Source organism: Clostridioides sp. ES-S-0001-03 (genome assembly GCF_020676075.1).
Taxonomy (GTDB): domain Bacteria; phylum Bacillota; class Clostridia; order Peptostreptococcales; family Peptostreptococcaceae; genus Clostridioides.
The window spans coordinates 76,200-92,373 of the sequence record NZ_JACVWJ010000008.1; the positions used below are offsets into that span (position 1 = coordinate 76,200).

At 30.7% G+C, this 16,174-nt stretch carries 15 protein-coding genes and 1 pseudogene; 3 read left to right on the top strand and 13 right to left on the bottom strand.

The window, feature by feature from the left end; all coding sequences use genetic code 11:
* Positions 1 to 178: 178 nt before the first annotated feature.
* Both IC174_RS21440 and IC174_RS15865 read right to left on the bottom strand, forming a co-directional pair.
* Positions 179 to 992 (bottom strand): annotated as a pseudogene (locus IC174_RS21440) (N-acetylmuramoyl-L-alanine amidase).
* A gap of 3 nt (positions 993 to 995) precedes the next feature.
* Positions 996 to 1,238: a hemolysin XhlA family protein gene (locus tag IC174_RS15865; protein WP_227435432.1), complete on the bottom strand. Its 243-nt coding sequence runs from the start codon at positions 1,236 to 1,238 to the stop codon at positions 996 to 998.
* A gap of 307 nt (positions 1,239 to 1,545) precedes the next feature.
* Between IC174_RS15865 and IC174_RS21445 the strand changes: the two genes are divergently transcribed.
* Positions 1,546 to 2,061 carry an Arm DNA-binding domain-containing protein gene (locus tag IC174_RS21445; protein ID WP_413927198.1) on the top strand — a complete coding sequence of 172 codons (516 nt, stop codon included), beginning with the start codon at positions 1,546 to 1,548 and terminating at the stop codon, positions 2,059 to 2,061.
* Between the two features lie 113 nt (positions 2,062 to 2,174).
* The gene (locus tag IC174_RS21450) at positions 2,175 to 2,429 is read left to right on the top strand and encodes a tyrosine-type recombinase/integrase (protein WP_413927199.1); all 255 of its coding nucleotides are present in this window, start codon (positions 2,175 to 2,177) and stop codon (positions 2,427 to 2,429) included.
* 81 nt (positions 2,430 to 2,510) lie between these two features.
* On the opposite strand, the gene rlmD is transcribed toward IC174_RS21450, so the two are convergent.
* Genes rlmD through IC174_RS15885 form a run of 3 tightly spaced genes read right to left on the bottom strand, consistent with a single transcriptional unit; the run spans position 2,511 to position 4,950 of the window.
* Positions 2,511 to 3,866 carry a 23S rRNA (uracil(1939)-C(5))-methyltransferase RlmD gene (rlmD, locus tag IC174_RS15875; RefSeq protein ID WP_227483381.1) on the bottom strand — a complete coding sequence of 452 codons (1,356 nt, stop codon included), beginning with the start codon at positions 3,864 to 3,866 and terminating at the stop codon, positions 2,511 to 2,513.
* Between the two features lie 32 nt (positions 3,867 to 3,898).
* Positions 3,899 to 4,621, bottom strand: coding sequence for a pseudouridine synthase (locus tag IC174_RS15880; RefSeq protein WP_227435435.1), 723 nt, complete (start codon positions 4,619 to 4,621; stop codon positions 3,899 to 3,901).
* Positions 4,621 to 4,950: a DUF1904 domain-containing protein gene (locus tag IC174_RS15885; RefSeq protein ID WP_227435437.1), complete on the bottom strand. Its 330-nt coding sequence runs from the start codon at positions 4,948 to 4,950 to the stop codon at positions 4,621 to 4,623. Before IC174_RS15885 ends, IC174_RS15880 begins: the two co-directional genes overlap by 1 nt.
* A gap of 203 nt (positions 4,951 to 5,153) precedes the next feature.
* On the opposite strand from IC174_RS15885, the gene fba reads away from it, so the two are divergent.
* A complete protein-coding gene (gene fba / locus IC174_RS15890) occupies positions 5,154 to 6,080 on the top strand; it encodes a class II fructose-1,6-bisphosphate aldolase (protein ID WP_227483382.1) in 927 nt (308 codons plus the stop codon).
* 147 nt (positions 6,081 to 6,227) lie between these two features.
* On the opposite strand, the gene IC174_RS15895 is transcribed toward fba, so the two are convergent.
* The 8 genes from IC174_RS15895 to hadA form a co-directional block, all read right to left on the bottom strand.
* Positions 6,228 to 7,859 carry a sigma-54 interaction domain-containing protein gene (locus tag IC174_RS15895; RefSeq protein WP_227435441.1) on the bottom strand — a complete coding sequence of 544 codons (1,632 nt, stop codon included), beginning with the start codon at positions 7,857 to 7,859 and terminating at the stop codon, positions 6,228 to 6,230.
* A 477-nt stretch (positions 7,860 to 8,336) separates the two neighbouring features.
* Positions 8,337 to 9,374 (bottom strand): electron transfer flavoprotein subunit alpha/FixB family protein, encoded by a 1,038-nt coding sequence (locus tag IC174_RS15900; RefSeq protein WP_227435443.1) that lies wholly within the window; start codon positions 9,372 to 9,374, stop codon positions 8,337 to 8,339.
* 18 nt (positions 9,375 to 9,392) lie between these two features.
* On the bottom strand, positions 9,393 to 10,178 hold the full coding sequence (gene etfB / locus IC174_RS15905) for an electron transfer flavoprotein subunit beta (RefSeq protein ID WP_227435445.1): 786 nt from the start codon (positions 10,176 to 10,178) through the stop codon (positions 9,393 to 9,395).
* A 32-nt stretch (positions 10,179 to 10,210) separates the two neighbouring features.
* A complete protein-coding gene (gene acdB / locus IC174_RS15910) occupies positions 10,211 to 11,344 on the bottom strand; it encodes a putative isocaproyl-CoA dehydrogenase AcdB (protein ID WP_227435447.1) in 1,134 nt (377 codons plus the stop codon).
* A gap of 47 nt (positions 11,345 to 11,391) precedes the next feature.
* Positions 11,392 to 12,519 (bottom strand): (R)-2-hydroxyisocaproyl-CoA dehydratase subunit beta, encoded by a 1,128-nt coding sequence (hadC, locus tag IC174_RS15915; RefSeq protein WP_227483383.1) that lies wholly within the window; start codon positions 12,517 to 12,519, stop codon positions 11,392 to 11,394.
* Positions 12,519 to 13,745: a (R)-2-hydroxyisocaproyl-CoA dehydratase subunit HadB gene (gene hadB / locus IC174_RS15920; protein ID WP_169468259.1), complete on the bottom strand. Its 1,227-nt coding sequence runs from the start codon at positions 13,743 to 13,745 to the stop codon at positions 12,519 to 12,521. The genes hadC and hadB overlap by 1 nt, the downstream gene beginning before the upstream one ends.
* A gap of 14 nt (positions 13,746 to 13,759) precedes the next feature.
* Positions 13,760 to 14,560, bottom strand: a complete 801-nt coding sequence (hadI, locus tag IC174_RS15925; RefSeq protein ID WP_227435457.1) for a 2-hydroxyisocaproyl-CoA dehydratase activator HadI — start codon at positions 14,558 to 14,560, stop codon at positions 13,760 to 13,762.
* Between the two features lie 38 nt (positions 14,561 to 14,598).
* The gene (gene hadA, locus IC174_RS15930) at positions 14,599 to 15,798 is read right to left on the bottom strand and encodes an isocaprenoyl-CoA:2-hydroxyisocaproate CoA-transferase HadA (protein WP_227435459.1); all 1,200 of its coding nucleotides are present in this window, start codon (positions 15,796 to 15,798) and stop codon (positions 14,599 to 14,601) included.
* Positions 15,799 to 16,174: the final 376 nt, after the last annotated feature.

Consider the following 16,174-nt stretch of genomic DNA (forward strand, 5'->3'; position numbering starts at 1 on the left):
TATAGAAAATATTATAAATATTCAATATTTTTTTGCATAACTGGTCATTAAAAGCGTATAAATAGCCAAAAACATATTCTTATAATTTTAATAAATACATTTATAATAAAAGCAGATAAAAAGAACTTTGATATACATTCTTTTTATCCTCACACATGTTTAAATAAATATTTAAAACTTACAATATTTCTTTTACAAACTCTCTAGCCTTATCCATTGTAGACCACACATCATTGTCATATATCTGAGTAAACTTTTCTCCTGTGGTCTTACTCATTTCTTTCATCTTATTGCAAGTTACTCCACCAATTACATGCAAATTTTGTGTTTGATGCGGCTTATAGTCTTTTATGTCTACTACTAAATACTTTCCTTTGACCTCTTGTAATATAGTCCTAAGATGTCTGCTGATACCTTATCATCACCACTGTACACTATTGTGTGTTTATACATTTTGCCCACCTCTACATTATTTATAGTTTTATTCAATACGCCTTCTACAATTAATTTGGCCATTCCTTCATCCCCAAGTTTCTTAGCCTTCTCATAATCCTCTTTATTGTCACAGAAGAAACTTTCAATTAATATGGCTGTAGGCTTGGAGCTATTTAAAATATATAATCCTTTGTCTAATTTAGCACCTCTATTTTTGAATACTGTGCCTAGTTTCTTACATATTCTAGTTGCATACTCTAGACCTTTATTACTATAATATAGCACCTCTGAACCTTTTCCTTGACCATCACTTGCATTTAGATGTAACTCTATGAGTAAGTCATATCCCCCATTTTATACGACTTTTCTTCTGTTTTAGTTTTAAACTGCTTTTCGGGGCAGATTATTACATCCACCTTATGTCCTTCTTTTCTGAATGTATCTGCTAATACTGGTGCAAGAGATTTATTATATTGATACTCGTTAACTACTCCATCAGCAGAAGTACATGCGCCACTTTTTAAAATACTGTGTCCTACTGTAATACATATTTTCATTATTTATTTTCCTCCTAAAGATATTCCTTTCTGTATTGCAAATATAAAGAACCCTACAAGTGTTGTAATCATTGTCCCAATCAACCACTTTAACATACTTGTAAGTGAGTTTAAGTTCTCACACAATGCTTTTAACTCTGCTTTAGATTCTATATTCGCTATCTTTAATTCGTCTATTTCTTCACCATGTTTATTTATTCTTGTTTCATGTCTTTTTAAATCTGCGTTGAAAAGTTCTTCATTCATGTAAGCCTCTTTATTTTTTATATAAAAAAAAGACTTAGGTTTAATTAAGTCCTTTTTTAATATCACTGGTTCTTCATTGCTTAAATTGACTGGCATATCTTTATTACTAGTTCTTTAGTTGCTAGATTTATAGACTCTATATACTACTTACTTATGTGATATTTATGGTAAAAAAGAAATGGAGAAAAGAAATAAGAAAAATTTATGCTAGTTAAAATACAATGAACAATTCAAATATATATTTTTTAGAATATATTTAATTGATCTAATATAGTTAGAGTATTTAATTTTGAGAGGAGAAAAAATTATGAAAGGTGGAATAAGAAAACGTGGTGAAAAATGGTATTATTACTTTGACTTAGGGACTATTAATGGTAAAAGAAAAAAGATAGAAAGAGTTGGTGGCAAAACTAAAAAAGAAGCCGAAAAAGCGTTAAGAGATGCTCTAAGCGAGTTTGAAAATGAAAGTCAATTATTTTCAGATAATGAAATGAGCTTCTCTGACTTCTTAGTTTTTTGGTACAAAGAATATGTTTTATTAAATTGTAAATATGGTACACAAAAAAACTATGGAAAAATTATAAAAAATCATTTAAAACAGGATTTAGGAAAATACAAACTAAAAAATCTTAATCCTGCTATATTGCAGAAATTTTTAAATGATAAGTCAAAATTTGGTCTTAGCAAAAATTCTATCAATAATTTTTATGGTGCTTTAAGTGGAGCTCTAAAATCAGCCGTATATCCATTTAAATTTATAAAAGAAAATCCTATGCAATACGTACATATGCCTAAAATGCAAGAAAATAAAAAAATGATTTAAAAATTATAAGTTTAAAAGATTTTAATAAAATCTTAGAAAGATTCCCACAAGGCTCTAGTTTCTACATTCCTTTACAAATAGCATTTAATACTGGAATGCGTGGTGGCGAAGTAATGGGTGAGCATGTAACAACAAACAGTTTAAAATATTTGAGCAGAGTCGTGAATTACGAACTTGGCATAGATTTTAATTTTCATAGTTTAAGACATACACATGCTACTATGTTATTGGAAAACGGGGCTAATATAAAAGATATACAACATAGATTAGGACATGCTAAAATAGCTACTACTATGGATACATATTCTCATGTTACTAACAAGATGAGAAATCAAACTGTAGATATTTTTGAAGGTATTGTAGAATAAATTTGCCACCGAAATAGAATTACGGTGGCAAATCGGTGGCAAATCCACCTTTATAACATCATATAAACAGCTATAACCCTGTTATTCTCTAATAAGTTTAACTACAGTTTCGCAATGTGGAGTATTTGGGAACATATCCATACACTTGACCAATTTAATCTCATAACCATAACTCTTAAAATCAACCAAATCAACAACCAAAGACTTAGGATTACAAGAAATATAAACAATCTCCTCCGCACCAAATCCACAAATATCCCTAATAGCATCCTTATGAATCCCTGGTCTAGGAGGGTCAACAATAATTAAATCAGGCTTATCCTTTAAATCTTTAACAACCTTAGCAACATCTCCAGCAATAAACTCACAATTAGTAAGTCCATTTAACTTGGCATTCTCATTAGCCGCAGCAACAGCTTCTTCAACTATTTCAATACCATACACCTTCTTAGCTGCACCAGCCATAACCTGTCCAATAGAGCCAGTCCCACTATATAAATCAAATACAACCTTATCATTGTAATTTCCAATAAAATCTCTGGCAATACTATAAAGAACCTCTGCTCCTTTAGTATTGGTTTGGAAAAATGAAAATGGAGAAATCTTAAATTTAAGCCCTAAAATTTCCTCTTGTATATAATCTCTTCCATATAAAACTCTTAACTCATCACATTGAACAGCATCTGCTAGACCATCATTAATAGTGTGAAGTACACCTACCAACTCAGCTTTTAAATTAAGTTCTAAAAGCATGTCCTTAAATTCATTCATATTAAAATCTTCCTGAGAAGAAGTAACTATATTAACCATAATCTCATTAGTATAAATCCCTTTTCTAACTACAAGATGTCTTAAATATCCCTTGTGATTCATTGTTCTATAATAAGGAAGATTTTTTTCATTGAAAAATTCTACACTAGATACTAATACTTTTGAGAAGTCTTCATCAACTAACATACATTCTTCAACAGTTTGTATATCTATATGCTTTCCTTTTTTATGAAGTCCTAATGTTAAAGGTCCATTTTTTACTTCATCTCCAAAAGTATATTCCATTTTATTTCTATAGTACTTGTTTTCAGGACTTCCTTCTATTCCCAAAAACTGAAACCCAAATAAGTCTTGCTTTAAAAATAAATCCATAACTTGTTTTTCTTTTATTTCTAATTGCTTTTCATATGGCACTGATAGTAATGTACATCCTCCACATTCTCTAAAGTGCTTACAAGGTGTTTCGGTTTCAAGAGGTGAATATTCAAGTAACTCCATCATCTTAACTTCTGCTTTTTTGCTTCTAACTTTTTTAACAGCAGCTTTTACCTTTTGACCACTTATTCCGCCCTTCATATGGATAACTCTATCTCCAACTTGGCTTAAGGATGTGCCTCCAAACTCCATTTTATCTACTTCAAATTCTATAATATCCTTTTTCTTCACAAATTCTCCTCCAATTTACTATAGTATCTTTATTATCTTTCTTCAATCAATTTTACTTCTTCATCTGTTAACTCTCTATATTCGCCTAACTCTAAACTTTCATCCAACTTTAAATTACCCATAGACAATCTTTTTAAGTATACTACTTTTTTATCTACGCTTTCAAACATTCTTTTAACTTGGTGAAATTTACCTTCATGTATTGTAAGTTCTATCTCTGATTCCTCATCACTCTTTAATATTTTTAACTGAGATGCCATAGTTTTGTACCCATCATCAAGTACTACTCCTTCTGCAAAAGCTTCTACATCTTTTTCAGTCACTATCCCATCAATTTTTGCATAATAAGTCTTAGGCACATGCTTCTTAGGCGATAAAACTCTGTGAGAAAGCTTCCCATCATTAGTTAAAACTAACAATCCCTCTGTGTCTTTGTCTAATCTTCCAACAGGAAATGGCTCAAATGCTAAGTATGATACATCAATCAAATCTAAAACTGTTGGGTCGTATTTATCTGTAGTTGCTGATATATATCCATCTGGTTTATTCATCATTAAATATATATATTCTCTATAGAAAACTTCTTCTCCATTGAATAATATTTCATCGTTTTCAGTATCCACTTGAGTCCCTGGGTTTGAAACTTCACTTCCATTTACTACTACAGAACCTTGCTTACAATATTTCTTTATCTCACTTCTACTTCCATAACCTAAGTTTGAAAGAATTTTATCTATACGTTGCTTCTTAGCCATTAAAAATGTTCTCCATTCTCATAATATTTTTCTTTTTCAAATAATGTAAATGCTAAATCCATACTTTCAACATCTAAATTATTTCTTATACTATCAGTTATTATTCTTGCTACTGTATCTTGTACTTCTTGTCCTCTATCAAACCATGCTATCTCAACAAAAGGATACACTTCTGCTATTTTACCATCTCTTATTGCAACTGATTTTATACATTCTATCTCAAAGTAATCTCTTGGACATTTTACAGCTTCAACTAAAGCATCTATCATTTTTTCACTTATTTTACATATATCATTTTCATGAATTCCTCTTATCTTTATCTGTGGCATATTGACTCCTTTATTTAACCCTTCTTTATTTTAATTCTTCCTAAATTGTTTCTATTCTTTATTATTCTGCCTAATCCTATTATCTTCTATTTAACATTATACTTGTAATTTATAGTTATTACAATTTACTATGTACTTTTTTTGATTTAACGTTATAATATAAGTGATGGGTAAATTTTAAAAGTTAATAGGAGGAGTTTAAAATGGCATTAATTAATACAAAAGAAATGTTTAAAAAAGCTTACGAAGGTGGATTTGCTATAGGTGCATTTAACATAAGTGACTTAGAACAATTACAAGGTGTTTTAAAAGCTGCTAAAGCTAAAAATTCTTATGTTATGATACAAGCTTCTATGTCAGCTGTTAAATATGCTGGACCTCATACTTTAGTTGAGATGGTTAAAGCTGCTTCTGATGAAATAGGTGTAGATGTAGCTCTTCACTTAGATCATGGTCCAAATATGGATGCTATTAAAACTTGTATTGATGCTGGTTTCTCTTCAGTTATGATAGATGGATCTCATTTTGACTTTGAAGAAAATGTTAAAATAACTAAAGAAGCTGTTGAATATGCACACTCTAAAGGTGTTGTTGTTGAAGCAGAACTTGGTGTTTTAGCTGGAACAGAAGATGATGTTACTTCTGATGTTCATAAATATACTCAACCTGCTGAAGCAGTTGAATTTGTTGAAAGAACAGGAGTTGATTCATTAGCAATAGCTATAGGAACTTCTCATGGTGCTTTCAAATTCAAAGGAGAAGCTAAATTAAGATTCGATATACTAGAAGAAATCCAAAGCAAATTACCAGGTTTCCCAATAGTTCTTCATGGTGCATCTGCTGTTGACCAAAACGCTGTTGCTACATGTAATGAATTTGGTGGAAATATAGCTGGAGCTAAAGGTGTACCTGTAGACATGTTAAGAAAAGCATCTTCTATGGCTGTTTGTAAAATAAACATGGATACTGACTTAAGACTAGCTATGACTGCTGCTGTTAGAAAATTCTTAGCTGAAAATCCAAAAGAATTTGACCCAAGAAAATACATTGGTGCTGGTAGAGATGCTATACAAGCTGTAGTTGAAAGTAAAATAGATGATGTTTTAGGTTCTGCTAACTCTATAAACTAATATAACTTTTAAATATTTATAAAAGAAAAGAGATGACTTAGAGTAATTAAATTTATTTCTAAGCCATCTCTTTTAAGTTGTATATAGGTTATGTATTTAAAAATATATTTTTTTATAAAATTAATTAATATAGCATATAATTATCTACTAAACACGAATATATCCGCTTTTTATCTTTCTATGTATTGTAGAAGGATATATGCCTATCACTTCGGCTGCCTTTGTTATTGAACCATATTTATTTATAGCCTTACTTATCATTATTTGGTCTACCATTTTATATGCATCATTCAGATTCATAATTCCATTTACCACTATTGGTGATAAATCATTTGATTCGTTATCAATCATATCCAGATTTATAAGCATATTAAATTCATCTTCTCCAATTACGTTTTTGGCTGATAATACTACAAATCTTTCAATAATATTTTTTAACTCTCTTATATTTCCTGGCCAAGAGTATTCTTCCAATAATTCAATAACCTTAGGTGAAACTTCTACTTCTCTATTGTACTTATCATTATAAAGTTTTAGGAAGTAGTCCACTAATGGAACTATATCTTCTTTTCTCTCTCTAAGTGGTGGTATCTTTACTGGAATAACACTCAATCTATAGTATAAATCTTGTCTAAATTTAAGGTTGTTTCTAAGGTCCTCATGAGAAATATTAGTGGCACTTATATATCTAACATCTATCTTTATAGGTTTACTCCCACCAATTCTAGTAATTGTGTTTTCTTGTATAACTCTAAGTAATTTTTTTTGCATTTGCATTGGCAATTCACCTATTTCATCCAAGAATATAGTTCCACCATTTGCTTCTTCAAAAAGTCCTTTTTTACCCTTTTTCTTAGCTCCAGTAAAAGAACCTTCTTCATATCCAAAAAACTCTGATTCTAATAATTCATTTGGTATAGCCCCACAGTTTATAGCTATAAAAGGCTTTTCCCTTCTTGAACTATACTTATATATTGTCCTAGCTATAATTTCTTTTCCTACGCCTGATTCTCCATTTATAAATATAGAAGAATCTGATGCTGCAGCTCTTTTGACAACTTTTTTTATATTGTCCATAGTCTTACTTTGACTTATATACTCTGTATCTTCTGATACATCACTATATCTTATCTGAGATTCAAGTTTAATAACCCTTGATATATCTCTACCTGTAAGTACTCCTCCTGTAAGTTTTCCTTTTGAGTCCCATATTGGAACGGCTGTATAAGCGATAAGCTTTCCATCAGGATAAACAATATTTCTATAAATCTTTTTCTTTACCTTAAGCATATTTAATATTATTGGTTCTTCAACTAACCCCTGTCTGACAAGATCTGTTATATTTCTACCAAGTACTTCAGTTCTTTTAAAAGGTAAAATCTCATCACTGACAGTATTCATCTTTTCAATTACCCCATCTTTGTTAAATACAACGACAACTTCATCTATATGTTCTATTATATCCTCAACTATTTTGTCAGATATTACAGACTTCTCAAATAAATAAACTATGTTATTTTCATTATCATTATCTTTCATATTATAAATATGTGCAGTCATTCTTAATTCTCTAAAAGCTATTTTCTTTTTATTATTCACCAGTATATCTTTTTTGTCAAAATTTGAATCTAATTCATTTATATTTTTAGGTCTTTTTATATCGAGAAAGCTAAAAATATTATCTATTAGATGATTACAGTATATTATTTCGCCTGACTCTTTGCATAAAATAACTGGATTTTCTACATGTTCTATAAGCCCTATCAAATTATTATCCATCAATATTCGCACCTTTCATTAAGTAATTTATTGAACTACATACAAAATTTATTGTTTGCTTACAATAAATACTATTAGCACATACAACCAACTCCTTATTTGTCTTTTTTTAATATCTTGCTTCATTAAAATACAACTTACAGATAATTTTAATGGTCATAGTTTGTTAAAAATTTCATTTTGCTTTTAATTGTATTTTATCACATATTCGGTAATTATTTGTCTGTTTAACACAATTTAATTAAAATTAGTGCTTATTTTTGAAAATAAAGATAATCCTTATAGAATATGACTCACATTTTGTAAGTAATATACATATAAGGATTATCTAGATATCTTGTATTATAAAATTTTATTCAAACAGACTTTTTAATAACTGACAAATACAATTTAGTAATAACCATATTATGTAATAATATTTATGTTACTAACTAATAAGGCTTATTTCATCAGTAATATTTAGGTACTTGTTACCTATTAAGCTTTTATAGCTTCTAATAAATCATCAACGCTATCTAATTTATCTATAAGCATTGGAACTATTTCATGTAAGTCACCAACTACTCCATAATCAGCAATTTCTAATATTGGAGCTGCTGGGTTTTTGTTTATAGCAATTATGAAATCTGATGATTGCATACCTGCTAAATGTTGTATTGCTCCTGATATACCACAAGCTATGTATAGGTTTGGTTTAACAGTAGTTCCTGTTTGACCTACTTGGTGAGAATGGTCTATCCATCCAGCATCTACAGCTGCACGAGAAGAACCAACTACTCCACCTAATTTGTCAGCTAATTGTTTAAGCATTTCAAATCCTTCAGGTCCACCTAATCCTAGACCACCTGATACTATAACATTTGCATCTGTAAGAGATACTAAATCTTTTTTACTCTTAACTGTTTCTAAAACAGTAGTTCTTATATCATCTTGAGTTATTTTGTAATCTAATGCTATAACTTCACCAGTTCTTGTTTCGTCTTTTTCAGCTTTATCCATAACTCCAGGTCTAACTGTAGACATTTGAGGTCTATGGTTTGGACAAATGATTGTAGCCATTATGTTTCCACCAAATGCTGGACGAGTTTGTTTTATTTTCTTATCTTCTGGGTCTATTTCTAGTTTAGTACAGTCTGCTGTTAATCCAGTTCCTACTCTTGAAGCTATTCTAGGTGCTAAGTCTCTACCTATATGAGTTGCTCCGAAAAGCATTATTTCTGGTTTTATTTCATCTATTGCATCTTTTATTACTTTTGTATATGCATCAGTTGTATATTTTTCTAAAAGAGCATCGTCTGCAACATAAACTTTATCAGCTCCATAAGAAATTAATTCTTTAGCTAATCCATCAACATCTTTTCCTAATAATACTGCACAAAGTTCTGCATCTACTTCTTTAGCTAATTTTCTTCCTTCTCCTAATAATTCGATAACTACTGGAGTTATTTTTCCATCTCTTTGCTCTGCAAATATCCATACGTTTTTATAAGAACTTAAATCTTTTATATCATTCATAGTTTGTACTCCTCCAACTTATATAATGTGCTTTTGTTTTAGACCTATTATTATTTTGTTAGCTATTTCGTCAGCTTTACCTTCTAAGATTTCTCCTTTTCCTCTTGGCTCAGGAGTAAATGATCTAAATACTTTAGTTGGTGATGCTTTTAAGCCAACTTCTTCTTTATTTACGTCTAAATCATCAATTGTCCAAACTTTTACATCATGTTTATATGCTTTAACTATTTTATCAACAGACATATATCTAGGTGCATTTAATTCTTTTACTGCTGTTAAAAGTACAGGTGTACTTACTTTAATTAATTCATATCCATCTTCTAATTGTCTTTGAACTATTATGTCTTTTCCTTCTATTTTGAAGTCTTGTACATATGTAACTTGAGGAATGTTTAATTTTTCTGCAATTTGTGGTCCAACTTGTGCAGTATCTCCATCTATTGCTTGTCTTCCTGCAAATATTATATCATAGTCGCCTATTTTAGATATTCCTGCTGCGATAGTATTTGATGTAGCCCAAGTATCAGCTCCTCCAAATGCTCTATCACTTAATAATATTGCATCATCAGCCCCCATAGCTAAACACTCTCTTAGCATAAAATCTGCTTGAGGAGGTCCCATTGTTATAACTGTTATAGTTACATCATCATGCTCATCTTTAATTTTTAATGCTTCTTCTAATGCATTTGCATCATCTGGGTTTAATATACTTGGAACTCCATCTCTTATAAGAGTACCTGTTTCTTTATTTATTCTTACTTCGTTAGTATCTGGAACTTGTTTTACGCAAACTAATATTTTCAAAGTCTATACCTCCAATTTCATTAGATTATTTATTATTTTAATACGTTTGATGAAATTACCATTTTTTGAACTTCTGATGTTCCTTCGTATATTGATACGATTCTAGCATCTCTGTACATTCTTTCGATTTCATAATCTTTTATGAATCCATATCCACCGTGAAGTTGTAATGCTTTATAAGCAACTTCATTTGCAACTTCTGCTGCATAGTATTTAGCCATTGCAGATTCTTGAGCAACTCTCATTCCTGCATCTCTCTTTTGTGCTGCATCATAAACTAATCCTCTAGCTGCACAAACTTTTGTTTCCATATCAGCTATAGTAAATTGAGTATTTTGGAATTTAGCTATAGGCTTACCAAATTGAACTCTTTGTTTTGTATATTTAACAGCTTCATCTAAAGCACCTTGAGCAATTCCTAGAGCTAAGGCAGCAACACCTATTCTACCTACTTCTAAAGTACCCATTGCTATTTTAAATCCATTACCTTCTTTTCCTATAAGGTTTTCTTTTGGAACTTTAACATTTTCAAATATTAAGTCAGAAGTTTCAGTTCCTCTTATACCCATCTTATCTTCATGAGCTCCTGTTGAGAAACCATCCCATTTGCTTTCTACTATAAATGCTGATGTTCCTCTAAGACCTTTAGATCTATCTGTAACTGCTATTACTATAGCTATATCGCAGAATGGTCCATTAGTTATAAAAGTTTTTCTACCATTTAATATGTAGTGGTCTCCTACTAATTCTGCTGTAGTTTGTTGTCCACCAGCATCAGAACCAGCTCCTGGCTCAGTTAAACCAAATGCTCCTATTAACTCACCTGTTGCTAAACCTCTTAAGTATTTTTGTTTTTGCTCTTCAGTACCATTGTAAAGTATTGGTAATGTAGCAAGAGAAGAACCAGCTGTAACGAAAGTAGCTGTTGAAGCACATCTTCTAGCTATTTCTTCCATTATGATAGCGTAAGAAACATATCCTGCTCCCCCACCACCATATTCTTCTGGGATATTACTGCTTATAAATTTTGTTTCAGCTAATTTTTTGATTAATTCCTTAGGCATTACACCTGTTTTATCCATTTCTGCTGGTAAAGTATCTAATTCTTTACTAACAAAATCTCTTACTGCTTTTCTTAAAAGTTCTTGCTCTTTGTTATATAACATAGCTTCCTCCAATTTTCATATTTTATAGTAAATTTATTTTAATGAACTTAAGCTAAACTCATCATCTCAGCAAAAGTTTGAATACGAGTTCTTGCTTGTTCATTATTCTGAGTTTGTTGGTCGATTTCAACATATAAAGTAGGTATTCCACTATCTTCTATATCTTTCTTAACTAAAGGATAATCGTATTCTTCTGGGTCACAGAATTTCATCATACAGAAGATAACACCATCTACATCTTTCTTTTTAACTTCATCTACTATAAGTGACCCACGTTTTTTCTTAGGGTCATAAGCTAATGAACAACCTTCTATGTTTGACCATTGTCTTGCTAATCTTTCTAATGCATCATCACCTGCAGGCACATCTGTTCTGAATTGTCTTGTTTCTTGAGCTAAATCATCAGCTACTACTGCTATATTATTGTCTTCTAAAATATCTAATATATCTTTAGAATCTGCTAATATACCTGTCAATAAAACTTTCTTTCCAGAACAGACTTCTTCTGGCATTGTGTTTAATTTTGCTATTAAATCTTTTACTAATTTAGTGTGTTCTTCTTTTCTCATAAAGAATCCACTTTTAATTACTAAGCTTCTTATTGATGGTTTTATAGTATTAGAATGTTTATAAACTACTTCAACAAAGTCTCTCATAGTTTTTCTATGTTCATTGTAAATTTCTATACTTTCATGAATTTTTGCTTCTTCTATTTCATAACCACATATTTCTTCAAGTTCTCTTTTTACACCTTTGTATTCACTGATTAGGTATTTTACACCAGCTTCAAGTTTTCTGTTTTGTGGGTGTACTAATGATATATATTTTATGTGAGGTACTGCTGATTTCCAGTTTTGTCCTAAACAAATTAATGTGTCACACATACCTGGTATGATAACTCCAGATAATTCATCATATGCACCTTTTAATCCATACTCTAGACATGATTGCATTATTGAACATGCAAATGCAGGGAAATATTGTTTAGCTAAATCTAATTCTGTTTGTCCTCCCCATATACCAACTGGAAGCATTCCAGCTGCATGTATAATTTCTTCTGGGCAATAAACTGGGAAACAACCTATAGCTTTTTTACCAGTTGCATTTTTATATTCTTTTACAGCCTTATTTGGATTTTCAACTACTTCTTTCATTTTAGATAAAATAGCTTCCATTATATCTCACCTCTATTAAGTTTTTTTCTTTCTTCCATTACTTCAACTAAACCTTGAATTCTTGTTTCAAATTGAGCATTAGTAAAGGCTCTAGGGTCAGCTTGGTCACCATCAAATCCAGCATATGGTAATCCAGTTTCTTCAGCTGCTCTTCTTTGCATTTCATATTGTATTAAACTCATAAGTTTACAGCTTCTGTTCATATGATAGAATGCTCCATCACATTTACCCTCTACTAAAGAATCAACTCTATATTTTGTCATACGGTCTAAGTTTACATTGTTAAACATAGTACTGTATGCTACTGCCATTCCATCTAAATCATTAACTTCATATTGTAATGCCCAAGCATGTGGATAAACACTACCTGTCATATTAACTCCAAATTTAGCTAATGTTTTCATTTTATATCCAATATATGGCCAGCAAGGTATACCTTCCATCATTATTCTATACTTTTCTTCTCCTCTGAAAGAAGATTTTCCAGTTTTCATATTATCTTCTAACTCTTCTATAAGTAATTTAAATGCTTCTGTAGTTTCTTTTTTACCTCTAGCACAAACTATTACAGCCATATAAGTAAATAAATCAAATCCATTCATTGGTGAAGGAGAAGAATCTGCTGGTAAACTCATAGAATATTTCCATAGTCTTCCGTTCTCAGCTGATACTTTCATTACTTCTTCAAATTTCTTAGGGTCAAATTTCTTTCCTGATATAATTTCTAACTGTTTTATAGCCTCTTCAAATTGAGCTTTTATATAGTCTATTCTAGATTGAGTTACTTCATCTTCATTATTGAAAGTTGTATCAATCATTATTAAAGGTATATCTAATTCTCTTGAAATATTTTCATACCATTTTATAACTTGATTACATATATTATTACAGCAAAGTAGGAAATCTGGAGCTGGCATATCTAAAGCTTCACATCCACCATTTTCTAAAAGACCAAAGTTTGTTCTTGCATATGCACATAGGTCGATAGAATATCCTTTAGATTCAGCCATTTCACATAATTCTAAAGAACCTTTTTTAGCCGCTACCCCAGCTGCTTGATTTTCTGGATATAATACATTTAAGTCAAATACTTCTGCTAACTCTTGAGGAAATACTGATGTTGACCAACCTACAGGTCTTCCTTCTTCTTTAGCTTTAAATGCATTTGCATATTGTTCAGCTAATAAATCGTTTATTACTACTCTAGCTTCTTTTTTTTCAGACATTGTCATCCCTCTTTTTATATATTTTTCACTTCTTTTTGTGATTCTTTTGCTTCATCAAAAGCATATAATGCTGCTCCTAAAGCACCAGTTAATTGAGGTATATCAGGTACAATAATTTCTGTATTGATTTCTCTTGCCATAGCTCTTACAATTCCACTATTTCTGGCAACTCCACCAACCATTACTACGTTTCTTTGTACTCCTATTCTTTTTGCTAGGCTAGAAACTCTCTTTGCTACTGAAGTGTGAATACCTGCTACTATATCTTCAATTTTTGCATTTTCTGATAAGTGTGATATAACTTCAGATTCTGCAAACACTGTGCATGTACTACTTATTGATACTTCATTTTGAGAATTCATGGATATACTTCCGAGTTCAGATACATCAACCTCTATTATTTTTGCCATTACATCTAAAAATCTTCCTGTACCTGCAGCACATTTGTCATTCATAAGAAAGTTTAGTAATCTTCCATTCTTATCTAGCTTTAGTACTTTAGCATCTTGACCACCTATATCAATAATGGTTCTTGTTTCTGGAATTATGAAGTTTACTCCTCTAGCATGACAACTTAACTCACTTATCTGTTTGTCAGCATCAGAATATTTCATTCTCCCATATCCTGTAACTACTATTTTTTCAATGTCTTCTCTTCCAAGACCTGACTCACTGTATAATTTTTCCAAAACTCTTGATGGTCCAGTAGTCCCAGTACCAGAAGATATCGTAGCTGAAGCCACAATATCCTCTCCATCTTTTAAAATTACTCCCTTTGATGCAGTTGAACCTATATCTAATCCCATTGTATACATCTTTAGTATTCTCCTTTCCCAAAATCTAGAAATACTAATTAGTATCTTACAACTTTATCTTCTTTTAAGTTATTTATTTTTGATTCGTCATATCCTAAAGTTTTTAATACTTCTATAGTATGTTCCCCTACTTTTGGTGCTGGTGTATAATCTTTTATTCCTTCATTTCTAAACATAACTGGAGTATTAACTAAAACACCTGTATTTCCACTATCATATGTCTTCTTAAATAAGAAGTCATTTGCCCAAGCTTGTTCATCATCTAGTAAATCTTCACAGCTTTGGATTTTTTCAAATGGTAAGTCTGCTTCTTCTAATAAAACTGACCACTCATCTAATGTTTTTTCTAACATAGCTTCTCCAACTATCTTAACTAAATCTTCAATGTGATTAACCATTGAATCTATGTTGTTGTATCTATCATCTTCTAATATATATTCTCTATTTATAACCTTACAGAATTTGCCTAACCACTTATTGTATTGTATTAAAGCTAATTGAATCCATCTTCCATCTTTACATTTATATGTAGTCATTAATGGGCTGTTTGGATTTTCTCTTGATAAAGGCATTTCATTTCCATATTGTGCTGTTGTTATCATTGTTCCCATTCCATATATAGCTGTATGGAAAAGACTTACTGTTACTCTTTCACCTACACCAGTTTTTCCTTTTTTATGTAATGCTGCTAAACTTCCTGCTGCTAATGCTAGACCTGCATAGTGGTCACCAAATCCTGCTGCTGTATTTGCTGGAGATGTTCCTTTTTCCATTACAGATTGGCTAACTCCTCCTCTTGCAAAGTATGCAGTATAGTCAAATCCTGGTTTATCTTTTAAAGGTCCTTTTTCACCATATCCTAATATTTGAGCAAATATTAGTCCTGGATACTTATCTTTTATTTGGTCATAAGCTATACCCATTTTTTCTAATGCTTGAACTCTAACATTAGTTACAAATATGTCTGCTTCTGATATTAATTTATGTAATATTTCTATTCCTTCTTTTGATTTTATATTAATACTTACACCCTTCTTATTTCCATTTTCTAATTCAAACATAGGGTTTTCATCATCTGATGCTGGAGATTTAAATGTTCCACCCATAACTCTTATTCCATCACCTTCTATAGGCTCAACTTTAATAACATCTGCACCCCAGTCACCTAACATTTTTGCACAACATGGTGCTGCGATGAAACTTGAAAGTTCTACTACCTTAACTCCTTCTAAAAGCATAACGTTTTCCTCCTTAATAGTATCAATTATAAAAATTCAATTAAATCACATATAAAGTACTTTTTTCTGATATTAACTATTTGATGTCAAAGTTCCTAATCTTATTGAGATAACTTATAAAATTATTAAAAGTTATAAATGATTATTTTTTATATTTTTTATTGTCTTACACCTATATTGTTAAGCATTTATCGTGCCAACTTTATATTTAAGCAAAATATCGCTTGATTTGAATGTTTTTTAACAATATACAATTGCATTATTAATTTCATATCGTGGCATCATGCAACTCTCCATAGCATTTTGCCATTTTTTTTATGCCTTTAAAAGTTTTTTTTATATATTTTTTTATGAAAAAGCTTGACTTTTCAAAAAA

Bases quoted from the DNA above. Each gene is read 5' to 3' on its own strand.
- fba (WP_227483382.1), top strand. From the start codon at position 5,154: ATGGCATTAATTAATACAAAAGAAATGTTTAAAAAAGCTTACGAAGGT.
- acdB (WP_227435447.1), bottom strand. From the start codon at position 11,344: ATGTTATATAACAAAGAGCAAGAACTTTTAAGAAAAGCAGTAAGAGAT.
- IC174_RS15880 (WP_227435435.1), bottom strand. From the start codon at position 4,621: ATGGCTAAGAAGCAACGTATAGATAAAATTCTTTCAAACTTAGGTTAT.
- hadC (WP_227483383.1), bottom strand. From the start codon at position 12,519: ATGGAAGCTATTTTATCTAAAATGAAAGAAGTAGTTGAAAATCCAAAT.
- IC174_RS21450 (WP_413927199.1), top strand. From the start codon at position 2,175: ATGGGTGAGCATGTAACAACAAACAGTTTAAAATATTTGAGCAGAGTC.
- IC174_RS15895 (WP_227435441.1), bottom strand. From the start codon at position 7,859: ATGGATAATAATTTGATAGGGCTTATAGAACATGTAGAAAATCCAGTT.
- IC174_RS15900 (WP_227435443.1), bottom strand. From the start codon at position 9,374: ATGAATGATATAAAAGATTTAAGTTCTTATAAAAACGTATGGATATTT.
- IC174_RS15885 (WP_227435437.1), bottom strand. From the start codon at position 4,950: ATGCCACAGATAAAGATAAGAGGAATTCATGAAAATGATATATGTAAA.
- hadA (WP_227435459.1), bottom strand. From the start codon at position 15,798: ATGCTTTTAGAAGGAGTTAAGGTAGTAGAACTTTCAAGTTTCATCGCA.
- hadI (WP_227435457.1), bottom strand. From the start codon at position 14,560: ATGTATACAATGGGATTAGATATAGGTTCAACTGCATCAAAGGGAGTA.
- hadB (WP_169468259.1), bottom strand. From the start codon at position 13,745: ATGTCTGAAAAAAAAGAAGCTAGAGTAGTAATAAACGATTTATTAGCT.
- IC174_RS21445 (WP_413927198.1), top strand. From the start codon at position 1,546: ATGAAAGGTGGAATAAGAAAACGTGGTGAAAAATGGTATTATTACTTT.
- IC174_RS15865 (WP_227435432.1), bottom strand. From the start codon at position 1,238: ATGAATGAAGAACTTTTCAACGCAGATTTAAAAAGACATGAAACAAGA.